This is a genomic window from Mesorhizobium sp. P160187 (genome assembly GCF_057766425.1).
Map to the genome: position 1 here is coordinate 1,172,228 of NZ_JBYMDX010000004.1, position 15,086 is coordinate 1,187,313.

The window sequence follows — 15,086 nt, forward strand, 5'->3', positions numbered from 1 at the left end:
ACAATCACCAGCCTGCCATGACCGCCCCCTCTCAGCGAATTTGCAGAACTCTCAGCACACTACCGATGGGTGACGCTTGCGCCATCGAACGATGCGGCCGCCCCGCCGAACGCGCCCATCACATTTTGGTCATTTCAGAGAATGTCGATGGTGCCGCCACAATATGGAAGGAAGCTGATGATGGTCTCGCTCGTAGCGGCGAGCCCGACGAGAAGGAACAACGCCATGACCTTGTCTACTCCGATCCTTGCAAGCGCGCTCGTGCTTGCTGTTGCTGCCTTGCTGGCAATGCGCTCCGCTGCTGCCGCAGCCGCCGCTCGGATGGTGAAGGTCCGCGTCGACCGGCGTCGGCCGGCACCACGCTGATCCAGCAGGCCGAAACAGGGCCGCAGCTAACCAATGAAGTACTGGGCTCCGTGCCCAGCCTCAAAGGCCATCTCTTACGCAAGCTGACCAAGGCTGCTGCTGCCCTCATCGCCCTGCCGGGCACTTCTCCCCGTATAGATGCCGGCAGGCAGATGAGGGGCGGCGCGACAGAATATCTGCCGGGCCGATCACTTACCTAAGTCACATCGCTGCTACTTCGGCAGCGTATAGGCCATCACATAGTCGCCGGGCTTGGTGCCGACCGAGCCATGGCCGCCGGCGACGATGACCACGAACTGGCGGCCGTCGGCGACGGTGTAGGTCATCGGCGTCGACTGCCCACCGGCCGGCAGCCTGGCCTGCCAAAGCTGCTTGCCCGATGTCAGGTCATAGGCGCGCAGATAGTCGTCGACCGCCGCGCCCAGGAAGACGACGCCGCCGGCGGTGATCATCGGCCCGCCAATGCCGGGAACACCGACCTTCAGCGGCAAGGGCAACGGCGTCATGTCGTAGACGGTGCCGTTGCGGTGCTTGTAGGCGATCTTGCCGGTTCTGAGGTCCGCTCCCGCCACATAGCCCCATGGCGGCGCCTGGCAGGGCACGCCGAGCGGCGACAGGAACGGCCCCATCACCACCGCATAGGGTGCGCCCTCATTGCGGTTCAGCCCCTGCTCGCTGCCGCGCCCCTCATCCGGCGGCGGCACCTGGTCGCGCGGAATGAGCTGCGATTTGAACGCCAGATAGGTCGGCATGCCGAACATCACCTGCCGCACCGGATCGACGGCGACGCCGCCCCAGTTGAATGTGCCGAAATTACCGGGATAGACCAGCGACCCCTGCACCGATGGCGGGGTGTAGCGGCCCTCGTAGCGCAGGCCCTGGAATTCGATCCGGCAGGCCAGCTGGTCGAACATGGTGATGCCCCACATGTCGGCGCCGGTCAGCGGCCTCGGATTGAAGGAGAGATCCGAGACCGGCTGCGTCGGCGACGTGTGATCGCCCTCGACAGCGCCGCCCGGCGCCGGCACTTCCTTGATCGGGATGATCGGCTCGCCGCTGCGCCGGTCGAGCACGTAGAGGTCGCCCTGCTTGGTCGGTCCAACCAGGCCCGGAACGACGCCGGCAGCGGTGGTGATGTCGACCAGGGTCGGCTGTGCCGGCACATCCATGTCCCAGAGGTCGTGATGCACGGTCTGCCGCACCCAGCGCACTTGTCCGGTGGCCAGATCGAGCGCGGTGATCGAGGAGGAAAACTTCTCGACATTGGCGCTGCGGCCCATCCCGAGCTGGTCCGGCGTCTGGTTGCCGAGCGGCACATAGAGCAGGCCGAGCTTCTCGTCGGCGCTTGCCGTCGACCACATGTTGGGCGAGTTGTGGGTGTAGGTCTGGCCTGCCGCCAGCGGCGTTGTCTGGTCCGGATTGCCGGAATCCCAGTTCCACACCAGGGCGCCGGTGTCGACGTCGAAGGCCCGGATGACGCCGGACGGCTCTTGCGTCGAATAATTGTCGTTGACCGCGCCGCCGATGATGATCTTGCCGCCCGCAATCAGCGGCGCCGAGGTCGAGTAATAATAGCCCGACTTCGGATACGGCATGTTGGTCAACAAATTGAGCGTGCCGGCTTCGGCGAAGGACGGGCAGACCTGGCCGTTGGCGGCGTCGAGCGCGATCAGCCGCGCATCCGAGGTCGGCAGATAGACGCGCGTCGCGCAAGGCTGGCCGGCGGCGATCTTGGCATCGGCATAATAGGACACGCCGCGGCAGGTCTGGTGCTGGCGGTCCTTGTCGAGCTTGATCTTGGGATCGAAACGCCATTTCTCCTTGCCGGTGGCGGCATCGATGGCGATGGCGAAATTGTGCGGCGTGCAGATATAGAGCGCATCGCCCACCTTCAGCGGCGTCACCTGGTAGGTGGTTTCGCCGACATCGTCCGGCCCTTTCACGTCGCCGGTCTGGTAGATCCAGGCCGGCTGCAATTTGGCGACATTGTCGGGCGTGATCTGGTCGAGCGGCGAATAGCGCTGGCCAAATTGCGTACGGCCGTAGAAATGCCATTCGCCCGGAGGCACATTGCCGCCGAGATCGGCAGTCGGCGTCACCTTGTCGGCGCTGAGGTCGCCGGCGATGTCCTTGGGATCGGCCGTCATCGAATAACCGGCGACGGCGAGCGATGCGAGCACGGCCAGAATGAGCGGCGCGCGCGCGTCGGGGCCGATCAGGCCCCGCCTTGCCCAAGGCGTCAGCAGCCACAGCGCCAGAAGCACGATGATGCCGCCGCGCGGTGCGAGTTCCCACCAGTCGAAGCCGATTTCCCACACCGCCCAGGCCAGCGTGCCGAGCACGATCGCCGCGTAGAGCCAGAGCGCCGTCGATTTGCGCCGGAAGAGCAGCCATGCGGCGATGAGGAAGGCGAGACCGGTGACGACATAGTACCAGCTGCCGCCCAGCATCGCGAGCCAGACGCCGCCGCCGCCAAGTGCGAGGCCGATGAGGAACAGGATGAGGGAGGTGATGACGACAGCCAAGACGATACTCCTTCGACTGATGCGCATTCCGCGGCGCGGCCATGGGCAAAGGTATGCCAATCCTGCCCCCGGCGGTACAACCTTCTCCCGCCCGCCGTGCCTGTCAAGCCGCCGGGGAGCGATCCATGGCGAAACCAAACGGCCATGCCGCAGGCTCCGCGCACAGGGCGTTTTTTTCGAGGCCACACGCCCAGGTGGCAATCCCGCCTTGCCGGCATCCGGGTTTTCCAGCAGTCTGCTTTCGACCAACCATCAGGAGCAACCAGAGTGATGTCATTCGCCTCGCCTCTGACGCGAGTAGTCCTTGTCCTCTGTAGCTTCGTCGCGCTCACGGCCGGCACAGTGGCCGCGCCGGCACAGACGCTGAGCGAGATCAACAAGGCAAACGGCTTTCACGAGATGCTGATGGGCATCGGTCCCGGCATCGCCGCAGCCACGAAATCCATACCCGAACCGTTACCGGCAAATTTCCAGGACGCCTTGTCGGTCGCGCTGGAAGGCGCCTTCGACGCAGTCAAAATGGAGACTGCCATCGAATCGCGGATGGCGGACAGGCTGTCGGCCACCGATCTGTCCGACCTCGCAGCGTTTTACGCTTCCCCGTTGGGCAAGCACGTCACCGCTTTGGAAATTCAGTCGTCTGGCCCGGAAGGCAGGCAAAGCAAGAAGACAGAGGGCAAGCAAATCCTCGCCGAGCTTCCGACCAAGGATCCAGCCCGGCTCGAATTGTACCGCAAGATCATCGACGATATCAGCGCTGTCGACACCGGCGAGGCGATAGCGCTGAACATGAGCTACGCGATGGTTACGGGGATGCTGGGCGCAGCCGGAAAGCCTCTGTCGGACGAACAGATCATGGCGCTGGTGCGTCAGCAATCCGTGAAAATTCGCCAGAACATCGAACAGAATGCCATGCAGGGTAGCGCTTATACGTACCGGGATCTCCCGCTCGGCGATCTCAGACTGTACTCGACATTCCTGGCGTCACCCGCGGGCAGCCGCTATTACGACCAGATGCTGACGGCCTTTGGCATGGTGATGACAGAGGAAGCGCGCTCGTTCGGACATCGATTGTTCGTCGCGCTCGGTTACCGAAAGGCCTGAGCCGCAGTATCGGGCACTTTAGCAGAACAAAACGTAGACACTTCTGGTCTTTCGCTCCCGAATCACTACATTCGGGGGAGATGTCCGGCTTTGCGGAAGAAATGCCCTTTTTCGACGAACCCAATGCGCGGCCCGCGGCCCCGTCGGGCATAGCCGCGCGCGCCATGGCGGCCCGCAGCGGACCCAACAGCGCACCCGATTATCTCAACGGCCTCAACCCCGAGCAGCGGCTGGCGGTGGAAACCACCGAAGGCCCGGTCCTGGTGCTGGCCGGCGCCGGCACCGGCAAGACCCGCGTGCTGACCACCCGCATCGCCCATATCCTGGCCACCGGCAGGGCTTTCCCCTCGCAGATCCTGGCGGTGACCTTCACCAACAAGGCCGCGCGCGAGATGAAGCAGCGCATCGGCCATCTCGTCGGCGAAGCCGTCGAGGGCATGCCGTGGCTCGGCACCTTCCACTCCATCGGCGTCAAGCTCTTGCGCCGCCACGCCGAGCTGGCCGGGCTCAAATCCGATTTCACCATCCTCGACACCGACGACGTCGTACGGCTGATCAAGCAGCTGATCCAGGCCGAAGGCCTCGACGACAAGCGCTGGCCGGCCAAGCAGTTCGCGCAGATGATCGACGGCTGGAAGAACAAGGGCCAAGGCCCGGCCGACATTGCCGAGGGCGATGCCCGCAGCTTCGCCAACGGCAAGGGCCGGGAACTATACAAGGCCTATCAGGAGCGGCTGAAGACGCTGAACGCCTGCGACTTCGGCGATCTGCTCTGCCACCCGATCCGCATCTTCCGCGCCAATCCGGACGTGCTGAAGGACTACCACAAGCGCTTCAAATACATCCTCGTCGACGAGTACCAGGACACCAACACCGCGCAATACATGTGGCTGCGGCTGCTGGCGCAAAGGCCAAGTGCGCCACAACCGCCAAGTGAGCCACAACCGCCAAGAAGTGGCGTTCCAGGTGGCCGCGTTCCAAGTCCTAGCCCGTCCAGGACTCCTGATCGAACTGAGGCGGGCAACTACAAACCTGCGGCGTCAAAAGACGATCCTTCGGAAGAAGGTAACTACGTTAGACCAAACACCTCCTACCGCTGGAATGTTCCGGCCGAAGGCCGCAAGCCCGACCGGGCGTCCGAGCCGTTGCGAGGCCCCCGCGGAGGGCCCGCGCCGGCAGGCGCGGAACAGCCCGTGAGCGTGAATATTTGCTGCGTCGGCGACGACGACCAATCGATCTATGGCTGGCGTGGCGCCGAGGTCGACAACATCCTGCGCTTCGACAAGGATTTTCCCGGCGCCACCATCATCCGTCTGGAGCGCAATTATCGCTCGACCGCGCACATCCTCGGCACTGCCTCGCACCTCATCGCCCACAATGAGGGCCGCTTCGGCAAGACGCTGTTCACCGAGAAGGTCGCCGAGGACGACGAGAAGGTGCATGTCCACGCCGCCTGGGATTCCGAGGAGGAGGCGCGCGCCGTCGGCGAGACCATCGAGACCTACCAGCGTGCCAAGCACAAGCTCAATGATATGGCCATCCTGGTCCGCGCCTCCTTCCAGATGCGCGAATTCGAGGATCGCTTCGTCACGCTCGGCCTCAACTACCGCGTCATCGGCGGCCCGCGCTTCTATGAGCGCATGGAAATCCGCGATGCACTGGCCTTCTTCCGCGTCGTCGCGCAGGGCGCCGACGACCTCGCCTTCGAGCGCATCGTCAATGTCCCCAAGCGCGGCCTGGGTGAAGCCACCATCCGCCAGATCCACGACACGGCGCGGAGCTTGCGCATCCCGATGCTGGAGGCAGCCGCCAAGCTCGCAGAAAGCGACGAGCTGAAGCCCAAGCCCCGCGCGGCCTTGCGCGAAGTGGCGGCCAATTTCGAGCGCTGGCAGAAGGCGCTGGAAACCACGCCGCACACCGAACTCGCCGAGACCATTCTGGAGGAGAGCGGCTACACCGACATGTGGAAGAACGACCGCTCGGTCGAGGCGCCGGGCCGGCTGGAAAACCTGAAAGAGCTTATCCGCTCCATGGAGGAGTATGAATCGCTGCGCTCCTTCCTCGAACATGTCGCCCTGGTCATGGACGCCGAGCAGAACGCCGAGCTTGACGCCGTCAACATCATGACGCTGCATTCGGCCAAGGGCCTCGAATTCGAGACCGTGTTCCTCCCCGGCTGGGAGGAAGGCCTGTTCCCGCACCAACGCGCGCTGGACGAAGGCGGCCGCTCCGGCCTGGAGGAAGAGCGCCGTCTCGCCTATGTCGGCCTGACCCGGGCCAAGAAGAACCTGCATCTGTGGTTCGTCTCCAACCGCCGCATCCACGGCCTGTGGCAGTCGACCATCCCGTCGCGCTTTCTGGACGAACTGCCGGAAGCCCATGTCGAGGTCGCCGAAAGCGGCAACTCCTATGGCGGCTACGGCAATTCCTATGGCGGCGGTTCGTTCGCGTCGGGCCGTGGCGGCCAGGGCGCAGGGCGGCAGAACCCCTACGGCGCCTCGCGCTTCGACAATGTCGGCGCGGAAAAATCCGGCGCCTTCTCCAACACCTATGCGACGCCCGGCTGGCAGCGCGCGCAGGCCAACCGCACCGAGGCGACCGACCGCAACTGGGGCTCGCGCTCCGGCCACCAGGTCGAGCGCATCGGCTATGGCGAGACCGACTCCGGCTACGGCGCCGGCCGAACCAGCGTCAAAGGCCGCACCATTGACGGCGAACTGGTCGCCAAATCCGTCGCCGACACGCCGTCGCCCTTCAGCGTCGGCGACCGCGTCTTCCACCAGAAATTCGGCAACGGCAACATCTCCAACATCGAAGGCAACAAGCTGACCATCGACTTCGACAAGGCCGGCCAGAAACGCGTGCTGGACGGGTTTGTGGCGGCGGTGTGAGCGCCCGCTTGTCCTGTTGTCCTACAAGCGACCACATTGTTGTAGTCTGGCGGAGCCCTCCCCGCCTCGTCATCCACGGGCGGAGCAAGGAGCGTAGCGACGCAGCGTAGACCCGAGGATCCATCCCGCGTCTTCAACGCGTTGCCACGGTGCGGAATCCTGCGCAGCTGCACGCCAAGGTCGCGGAATGGATTCCAGGGTCTACGCGACGGAGCTTCGCTCCTGCTCCGCCTTAGAATGACGAAGCGACGGGCGTCTGCCCAGTCGTCGGGGCATGCGGTCCGCAACATGAGCGTCCCCGTCAATTTAGCCCGCCCCTCACCTGTACCGCGCCTGGTTCCACTTGTGCCCCAGCAGCGACAGGATGATGATCAGCCCGTTGAAGAACTGGACGTAGAAGCCGCTCAGGCCCGCCGCCACGACGCCGGTCTGGATGAACGACACGGTGACCGCGCCGATCGCTCCACCGGCAACCGTACCGATGCCGCCCCAGGTCGGCGTGCCGCCGACGAACACCGAAGCCAGCACCGGCAAGAGATAGCCGTCGCCCGCGGTCGGCCACCAGGTGAAGTTGATCATCACCGAAAACGTGCCGGCGATCGCGGCCCCGATGCCGGTGAAGATGAACACTTTCACCCGCACACGCTTGACGTCGATGCCCATTTGCTGGGCGCTGTCGGGGTTGTCGCCGACGACCCTCACCTGCGCGCCGAAGCGGTGCCGGTTGTAGAGCATTGCCGAAAAAATGACGAAGGCGAGTGCCCATAAGACCTGTACCGGAAAACCCCACACCTGACCGGAGAAGATGGTGTACGCCCAGCTGTCGCTGAGACCGGTCAATGCGGTCGATCTGCCCTCGTTGATGATCTGGATCAGTCCCCGCAGCAGGAAATTCATGCCGAGCGTGGCGATCAGCGACGACAGCCCGCCATAAACGACCAGTGATCCGACGAGAAAGCCGAGCAGCGTGCCGGTGATGAGTGCGGCAGCAATGCCGAGGAACGGATCATAGCCGGCCTGCACCACCAGCGCGAACACCCACGAGGCAAAGCCCATGGTTGCGGGAAACGACAGGTCGATCTCGCCGCAAGTGACGACGAAGACCAGCGGCACCACCACGAACAGCGCAACGGGCAGCGTGGTCAGCACGGATCTGTAGAGATACCAGGTGGTGAACACGGTGGGGTTGGCGATCAGGAACGCCGCCATCATGATGATGAACACGGCGAGCGTGCCGAGCGCTGCACGGTTGTCGATGACGAAACCGCGCAGCCAATGGTCGGACGGATGCTTCCACTCAGGTCGGGCCGCCTTGCCGCCAAGAGGGCTCTGCAGATCGGGTTCCATGGTCTTGCTCATCGTGCTGCCCTCTCCGCGTCGCCGGCCTCCTGCAGCCCCGGCAATCCGCCGGGATGCGCAACGTCTTCCATGAAGTTGATCAGCTCTTCGGCCGACTTGACCTGGCTGCGATCGGCGGTCAGCGCCACCTTGCCGCGGTCAATCACCACGAAGCGGTCGGCGATGTCGAAGACATGGTGGATGTTGTGGCCGATGAACAGGATCGAACGGCCGCTCGCCCGCACCTGGCGCACGAAATGGAAGACCTTGGCGGTCTCGGTCAGCGACAGCGCCGTCGTCGGCTCGTCGAGGATGATCAGCTCCGCCTGCTTGTAGATGGCGCGCGCGATCGCCACGCCCTGGCGTTCGCCGCCGGAGAGCTGGCCGACGATCGAATGCGGCGTGAACACTTTCGAGGTAAAGCCGATCTCGCGCATCAGCCGGCTCGCCTCCTCTATCTCTTTATTGACCTTCAGAAAGCCCATGAAGCCGGTGAGTTCGCGGCCCATGAAGATGTTGCGCACGATGGTCTGCTGCACGGCCAGCGCCCGATCCTGGAACACCGTCTCGATGCCGGCGTCGCGCGAGCGTGCCGCACTCCAGCCGGTCACCGGCTTTCCGCGCACCAGGATCTCGCCGCTGGTCGGCTTGACGACGCCGGACAGGATCTTGATCAGCGTCGATTTGCCGGCGCCATTGTCACCGATCAAGCCGACCACCTCGCCGCGGTCGACCGAGAGATTGACCCCGCCCAGCGCATAGACCTGGCCGTAGGATTTGCTGATGTCGCGCAGTTCGATGATGCGTTCGGCCATGGCGATCCTCGCTCCTGTGGTATCATCCCGGCCTGGTGCCGGCGGTCCTGCCGGCCGGGCTTGCGCCCAGCCGGCAGTTTGGGAGGTCAGCGCAGCGCCTGCTTGGCGAGCTCGGCGACGATCTCGTAATTCTGCGGCGTGACGAAGCCCGCCCCGGTGTCGACATTCATCGGCGCCAGCCCCAGCACCACCTGCTGGCAAAGGCTGAGGATCGGCAGATAGCCTTGCAGGAAAGGCTGCTGATCGGCCGTCAGCTGCACCCAGCCGCCCTTGAACGCCTCGACGATCTGCGGGCTGGTGTCGAAGCCGAAATTGAAGATGTCGCCGGGTTTGCGCCCCGCCGCCTGCATGTAGGTGGCGACGTTGCCCAGCATCTGGCCGCCGGGATAGCCGACCGCCTTGACGTCGGGATTGTTGAGCAGGGCCGCGGTGATCACCGGGATCGCCAGATTGGGGTCGGACGCCCATTCGCCGCTCGGCGGCGACGACAGCTGGATGACCTCGACGCCGGCTTCCTTGAGTGCTGCCACCGTGCCGCGCTCGCGCGCGCCGCGGGCCTCGTTCTCGAACGGACCGATCATGATTGCCTTGTCGCCGGACTTGAGCTTCCCGAGCTTGAACGCCTCAGTGCCGAGCGCGCGGCCCTGCTGCTCCTGCTGGGCGCCGACATAGCCGCCGCCGAACGCGTCCACCACCTTCGGAACCGGCACGTTCTGGTACATCATCTTGATGCCGTCCTTGTGCGCCTGTTCGGCCAGCGGCATGATCGCGGCGTCGCCGGGATGGCCCATCATGGCAATGCCGTTGGGCTTCACAGCGACGGCCTCGCGCAATTGCTGAACCATCTTCTCGACGTCCCACTGCGAGAAGATGTAGTCGACCTTGGGTCCGAGATCGGACGCCGCCTGCTTGGCGCCATTGTAGACGATGGTGCCGAAAGCGTCGCCCTCGGCGCCGCCGACGAAAAAGCGGATGTGGACATCCTTGCACCACTGGGCGTCGAGCGCCTGCGCCGGCAGAGTGGAGATGGCAGCGCACAGTGCCGTGGCCGCAGCCACGACGGTCGAGCGCAGAAATGTCGTTCTCATTGCGATGCTCATGCACGTTCCTCCCTTTTGTCCTCGGTGAGCCGAGGGGTTCGTCATTCGCTATCAGCAGTGCTTGTCGGCAGTGCTTGGCAATTTGTCAGGCCGGCTCCTCCCACCGGCCCTCGGTCACGCTGGGTTCGGCAGGTAGATCGCCCCTCCCCGGCATTGCTTGAGGTATTCCAGCCCGCGCACCTGACCTGTGATTTCGAGGTCGCCGCGATAGACCGGGTCGTGCCACCCTTCGATGTCGATGGCGCCCTTGTAACCGGCCAGCCGCAATTCGCTGATCACCCGCGTCCAGTCGCTGTCGCCAAACCCGGGTGTGCGCATCTGCACGAAGGGCAGCTTGCCGAACACGCCGTGCTCGCGGATGACATCCCAGCGCACCGTCGCGTCCTTGCCGTGGACATGGAAAATGCGCGGCGCCCATTTGCGGATCTGCGGCATCGGATCGATGAGATAGACCAGTTGATGGCAGGGCTCCCATTCGAGGCCGAGATTCTCGTCGGGCAATTCGTTGAACATCAGCTCCCAGGCGTCGGGATTGTGGGCGATGTTCCAGTCGCCGGCCGCCCAGTTACCATCCATCGCGCAATTCTCGAAGGCGATGCGCACGCCCTTGTCTGCGGCGCGCCTGGCCAGCGGACCCCAAACCTCACGGAAGCGCGGCAGGCTGTCTGTCAGCTTCTTGCCACGCAGACGTCCGGTGAAGCCGCTGACGATCGAAGCGCCGAACAGATGCGCATTGTCGATGACGGTTTCCCAGGCCGCGAGCACGCTGCGATCGACCTCGCCATCCTCCAGCGGATTGCCGAACACGCCGATCGACGACACGGCGACATCGGCATCGCCGATCGCCTCGCGAATCTCACCGGCGAGCCGCCGCAAATCCTTGCCGCCCAGCGTCTGCCAGAAGAAGGGCTGGATGCTCTCGAAGCCGAGCGGCAGAATCTCTTTGATATAGGCGGCGGGGTCTTCGAGATTGGCCCGCACCATGGTGCCGATGCGGATGTCGAGAAGCGGGTTCGGCATCATTGTGTTTCCTGTGTCGGGATAGCCACTCGCCGCCCCGTCTCGGCACTTTCGATAGCGCCGAAAACCATGGCCAGGCTTTTGATGTTGTCGCTGCCACGCGTCTCCGGCTCGCTGCCGGTCTCGATGGCGTGGATGAAATCCTTGATGATGCCGAGATGGCCACCGACGCGGTCGGCGGGATCGAGCGGCGGCACGATGATGGGCTGGGTCAGGTCGAACAGGCCGTCGCGGACCGACAACACAACCTCTGCCTTCAGCCCGTCCTCGCCGTCCCAGAGCAGGCTGCCGTGCTCGGCTACGATGCGCCATGTGCTCTCCCAACTGGTGCGGAAGCCCGCCGCGCACCAGGAGCCTGCATAGGTGAAGCGCTTGCCGCCGCCGAGATCGAAGATAGCGCTGGCCGACGAGCCCTGCCGGTACCAGGAATTGGCCGGCTCCCATTCCTGGCAATAGACGCCGGCGGGATCGCCTGCGACCATGTAGCGGGCGGCGTCGAATGTGTGGATCGCCATGTCGAGCAAAAGCACATGCGCCATCTCCTCGCGAAAGCCGCCGAAATGCGGCGCGACGAAGAAGTCGGCATGGATGCTGGTCGGCTTGCCGATGGCGCCGGAGTCGAGAAAGCGCCTGATGCGCCGGACATTGGCGACGTAGCGGCGGTTCTGCACCACGGCATGAACGCGCCCTGCCTGGCGCGCCGCGTCGACAATGGCGCGGGCATTTTCCGGAGTGTCGGCGAGCGGCTTTTCGGTGAGCAGATGGCAATTGTGGGTAAAGGCGGAAAAGGCGACGTCTCGGCGGGCGGCGGGAACCACGACGTCGAACACCGCTTGCGGTTTGGTCTGGTCGAGGACCTGATCGAGGCTGGTGCCGATGGCGGCGCTATCGAGCCCGTATTCGCGTGCCCTCGCCCGCGCCCGTTCGGCGTCGAGATCGACAAGTCCGACAATGGCCAACCCGTCGATCTGCCTCGCGGCATCGAGCCAGGCCTTGCTCATCGCACCACAGCCGACGAGGACGGCATTCATCATCCGGCATTCCTCCCGTCCGGTCCCTCCAGACCGAATGTCACGGCATTTCCGGCATCACCGTAAACGTTTCTCCGTAAACGTTTACGAGAACACACCCGATGGCCTAGAATGTCAATCGGCTGCCCGCGAAAATCATCCCGAAGCCTTGGCCTGGGCGGCAGCCGGTGCTAGCCAAGACAGGGGGAGAACTGTCCTTGCCGTCCAGCATCCATGACCTCGCGCGTCACCTGAACATTTCGATCGGCACCGTGTCGCGGGCGTTGAACGGCCGCGCCGACGTCAATGCCGACACCCGCCAGCGCGTGCTCGCCGCCGCCAAGCAATTGAACTATTCGCCCAACCAGTCCGGCCGCAGCCTGCGGCAAGGCACCACCCATTCGATCGCCTTCATGCTGCAGCCGCATCCGGGCGACCAGCAATATGGCGAACCGTTCTTCATCCCGTTCCTGATCGGTCTGCAAGGCCGGCTTGCCGAGGATGACCTGGATCTGATGGTCGTCATGGGCGAGCCCGGCCAATATCAGCAGGAGAGGCTGCGCCGCGTGGTTGAGACGCGCCGGGCCGACGCGGTCGTGTTGGCCAATACACGGCGGGAAGACGATCGGATCGACTATCTCAGCAAGGCCGGCTTTCCCTTCGCCACGCTTGGCCGAAGTCAATCCGGCGACGACACCTATCCTTCGCTCGATATAGATTTCGAGAGGGCGGGTGATGAAGCCGTCGACCGGCTGGTCGCGCGCGGCCACCGCCGCATTGCCGCCATCCGCCCTTCGCTTGATCTCAACTTCGGCTACCTGTTCCTCGACGGCTACCGCAAGGGGCTGGAGCGGCATGGCATCGAAGTCGACCCCGGCCTGATCGCCGACGGCTTCATCAACGAGGCAGGCGGCTACCAGGTGACGCCGCGCGTGATGCTCTCCAAGGACCGGCCCACAGCCATCATCTTCAACAATGACGCAATGGCGCTCGGCGGCTGCAAGGCACTGGCCGAGATGGGCATCAGGCCCGGCCACGACATCGCGGTGATCGTCATCGTCGACACGCCGCTCTGCCGTTATTTCTCGCCGGCGCTGACCGCCTTCCGCCCGTCGCTGGAGCCCATGGGCCGGCGGCTGGCCGAAATGCTGCTGGCATCGCTTCCGGCCTTTGCCGGCCCGGAAGGCCCGCGCATCATCCGCGAAGTCTGGCCCCTGGAGCTGATCGCGCGCGACAGCGATTGATAGTGCGTCCTTCCCTTCTCCCACAAGGGGAGAAGGGAGAGGCCCGCTCTGTCACGCAAGTATCATGTTCGCGTCCTAGACCGCTTTGCGAGAGGGCGACATCGTCGATGCGATGCGGTGGCCCCTTTGCGCCGCTCAAGGCTTGTCACAAAGAGGATCTCCATGAAAATCTCGCACCGAACCGTGTCGCTCGGCGCCGTGCTGGCGCTGTTTACCGCCCTGACCCCTGCCCTTGCCGGCAGCACCGCCACCGTTGGCGGCTTCGTCAACAAGGGCCTGGTCGGCGTCGGCCGCATTCCGGCCGACCTGAAGGACAAGTTCGGCGAGACCTTCGGCTCAGGCTCCGGCATGTCGATCGACGCATCGAGCTGGACCCATGGCGCGGATGGCTACAAGGGTTCGCTGTGGCTGCTGCCGGATCGCGGCTACAATGTCGTCGGCACCACCGACTACCGGCCGCGGCTCAACACTATTCGCATCGAGTTCACGCCGGCCGCACTGGGCGCCACGCCCGCTGCCGGCCAGGAACAGACAGGCGTCAAGGCGACGCTAGCCGATTCCCTGCTCCTCACCGACGACAAGGGCGCTGACGCCACCGGTCTCGATCCGCTCAACGGCGTGCGCGCGGCCAATGGCGACCTGCCGATCCTGCCCGAGGCCAATGGCAAGCTGGCGCTCGACAATGAGGCGATCGCGCGGCTGCCCGACGGCACCATGTTCATCTCTGACGAATACGGCCCCAACATCTACCGCTTCTCGGCCGACGGCCATCTGTTGTCGGCGACGCAGCCGCCGGCCGCTTTGGTGCCGATGCGCAAGGGCGGGCCGAACTTCGCCTCCGACAATCCAGGCCCCGGTGCAGTCGAACCCGATCCGAAGGATCCCGAAACCGGCCGCCAGAACAATCAAGGCCTCGAAGGCATGGCGCTGACGCCGGACGGCAAGTCGCTGATCGCTGTGCTGCAATCGGCGCCCCGCCAGGATGGCGGCGATTCACCCGCGACGCGCCAAAACACCCGCGCGCTGGTCTACGACGCCTCCGACCCGGCCCATCTCAAGCTGGTGCATGAATATGCCGTGCCGCTGCCGGTGTTCAAGGACGCCAAGGACAAGACCAAGGTCGCCGCGCAGAGCGAAATCGTGGCGCTGTCCGACAAGACCTTCCTGATGCTGGCGCGCGACAGCGGAAACGGCCAGGGGGTGAAGGGCGATACTTCGCTGCTGCGCCAGATTTTCGTCGTCGACGTCTCTGGCGCCACCGACATTGCCGGCGGCGCCTTCGATGCCGCCGACAAGCCGCTGGCGCCCAAGGGCGTGCTCGACCCCTCGGTGACCCCGGCCAGGCTGACGCCGTTCATTGACATCAACGACAACAAGGAACTCGGCCGTTTCGGCCTGCATGACGGCAAGCCGAACGACAAGAACAATCTCTCGGAGAAGTGGGAAGCGATGTCGGTGGTCAGCGTGCTCGATCCGGCGCTGCCCGACGACTATTTCCTGTTCGTCGGCAACGATAACGACTTTCTCACCCAGGACGGTTTTCAAGTCGGCGCGCCCTACAAGGCCGAAGACGGCGCCGATGTCGATACCATGTTCCTGGTCTATCAGGTCACGCTTCCGGGCCTCGCCAAGAAGTAGCCGTATACGGAGAGGCGGACGCGCCCGGCGCGTCC

Annotated in this window: 11 protein-coding genes; 5 read left to right on the plus strand and 6 right to left on the minus strand. The window is 64.5% G+C overall.

Translation table 11 applies throughout. The features are described 5' to 3' along the window. Positions 1-65: 65 nt before the first annotated feature. The gene (locus AC3CCE_RS22755; protein ID WP_155923825.1) at positions 66-566 is read left to right on the plus strand and encodes a hypothetical protein; all 501 of its coding nucleotides are present in this window, start codon (positions 66-68) and stop codon (positions 564-566) included. 12 nt (positions 567-578) lie between these two features. Here the strand turns inward: AC3CCE_RS22755 and AC3CCE_RS22760 are convergent, their stop codons facing one another. Continuing rightward, complete coding sequence (locus AC3CCE_RS22760; protein WP_198025530.1) at positions 579-2,918, minus strand: glucose/quinate/shikimate family membrane-bound PQQ-dependent dehydrogenase; 2,340 nt, start codon at positions 2,916-2,918, stop codon at positions 579-581. Positions 2,919-3,161: 243 nt separating this feature from the next. Here AC3CCE_RS22760 and AC3CCE_RS22765 point away from each other — a divergent pair, with 243 nt between their 5' ends. Both AC3CCE_RS22765 and AC3CCE_RS22770 read left to right on the plus strand, forming a co-directional pair. After that, positions 3,162-3,995 (plus strand): DUF2059 domain-containing protein, encoded by an 834-nt coding sequence (locus AC3CCE_RS22765; RefSeq protein ID WP_023712457.1) that lies wholly within the window; start codon positions 3,162-3,164, stop codon positions 3,993-3,995. 80 nt (positions 3,996-4,075) lie between these two features. Continuing rightward, positions 4,076-6,886, plus strand: coding sequence for an ATP-dependent helicase (locus AC3CCE_RS22770; protein WP_023712456.1), 2,811 nt, complete (start codon positions 4,076-4,078; stop codon positions 6,884-6,886). Between the two features lie 318 nt (positions 6,887-7,204). Here the strand turns inward: AC3CCE_RS22770 and AC3CCE_RS22775 are convergent, their stop codons facing one another. The 5 genes from AC3CCE_RS22775 to AC3CCE_RS22795 form a co-directional block, all read right to left on the minus strand. Beyond that, a complete protein-coding gene (locus tag AC3CCE_RS22775) occupies positions 7,205-8,245 on the minus strand; it encodes an ABC transporter permease (protein ID WP_352626720.1) in 1,041 nt (346 codons plus the stop codon). Next, positions 8,242-9,039: an ATP-binding cassette domain-containing protein gene (locus AC3CCE_RS22780; RefSeq protein WP_352626722.1), complete on the minus strand. Its 798-nt coding sequence runs from the start codon at positions 9,037-9,039 to the stop codon at positions 8,242-8,244. The genes AC3CCE_RS22775 and AC3CCE_RS22780 overlap by 4 nt, the downstream gene beginning before the upstream one ends. An 86-nt stretch (positions 9,040-9,125) precedes the next feature. Further along, positions 9,126-10,139 carry a substrate-binding domain-containing protein gene (locus AC3CCE_RS22785; protein ID WP_352626724.1) on the minus strand — a complete coding sequence of 338 codons (1,014 nt, stop codon included), beginning with the start codon at positions 10,137-10,139 and terminating at the stop codon, positions 9,126-9,128. A 114-nt stretch (positions 10,140-10,253) separates the two neighbouring features. Continuing rightward, positions 10,254-11,162, minus strand: coding sequence for a sugar phosphate isomerase/epimerase family protein (locus AC3CCE_RS22790; RefSeq protein WP_352626726.1), 909 nt, complete (start codon positions 11,160-11,162; stop codon positions 10,254-10,256). Further along, entirely contained in the window at positions 11,159-12,193 is a 1,035-nt protein-coding gene (locus AC3CCE_RS22795) for a Gfo/Idh/MocA family protein (RefSeq protein ID WP_352626728.1), read from the minus strand. The genes AC3CCE_RS22790 and AC3CCE_RS22795 overlap by 4 nt, the downstream gene beginning before the upstream one ends. A gap of 194 nt (positions 12,194-12,387) precedes the next feature. Between AC3CCE_RS22795 and AC3CCE_RS22800 the strand changes: the two genes are divergently transcribed. After that, positions 12,388-13,413 (plus strand): LacI family DNA-binding transcriptional regulator, encoded by a 1,026-nt coding sequence (locus AC3CCE_RS22800; RefSeq protein ID WP_352626730.1) that lies wholly within the window; start codon positions 12,388-12,390, stop codon positions 13,411-13,413. A gap of 162 nt (positions 13,414-13,575) precedes the next feature. Then, a complete protein-coding gene (locus AC3CCE_RS22805) occupies positions 13,576-15,051 on the plus strand; it encodes an esterase-like activity of phytase family protein (protein ID WP_352626732.1) in 1,476 nt (491 codons plus the stop codon). The last annotated feature ends 35 nt before the right edge of the window (positions 15,052-15,086 follow it).

Excerpts from the sequence above, each read along its gene's own strand:
- AC3CCE_RS22755 (WP_155923825.1), top strand. The coding sequence starts at position 66 with ATGGGTGACGCTTGCGCCATCGAACGATGCGGCCGCCCCGCCGAACGC.
- AC3CCE_RS22775 (WP_352626720.1), bottom strand. The coding sequence starts at position 8,245 with ATGAGCAAGACCATGGAACCCGATCTGCAGAGCCCTCTTGGCGGCAAG.
- AC3CCE_RS22795 (WP_352626728.1), bottom strand. The coding sequence starts at position 12,193 with ATGATGAATGCCGTCCTCGTCGGCTGTGGTGCGATGAGCAAGGCCTGG.
- AC3CCE_RS22785 (WP_352626724.1), bottom strand. The coding sequence starts at position 10,139 with ATGAGCATCGCAATGAGAACGACATTTCTGCGCTCGACCGTCGTGGCT.
- AC3CCE_RS22790 (WP_352626726.1), bottom strand. The coding sequence starts at position 11,162 with ATGATGCCGAACCCGCTTCTCGACATCCGCATCGGCACCATGGTGCGG.
- AC3CCE_RS22765 (WP_023712457.1), top strand. The coding sequence starts at position 3,162 with ATGTCATTCGCCTCGCCTCTGACGCGAGTAGTCCTTGTCCTCTGTAGC.
- AC3CCE_RS22780 (WP_352626722.1), bottom strand. The coding sequence starts at position 9,039 with ATGGCCGAACGCATCATCGAACTGCGCGACATCAGCAAATCCTACGGC.
- AC3CCE_RS22760 (WP_198025530.1), bottom strand. The coding sequence starts at position 2,918 with ATGCGCATCAGTCGAAGGAGTATCGTCTTGGCTGTCGTCATCACCTCC.
- AC3CCE_RS22805 (WP_352626732.1), top strand. The coding sequence starts at position 13,576 with ATGAAAATCTCGCACCGAACCGTGTCGCTCGGCGCCGTGCTGGCGCTG.
- AC3CCE_RS22770 (WP_023712456.1), top strand. The coding sequence starts at position 4,076 with ATGTCCGGCTTTGCGGAAGAAATGCCCTTTTTCGACGAACCCAATGCG.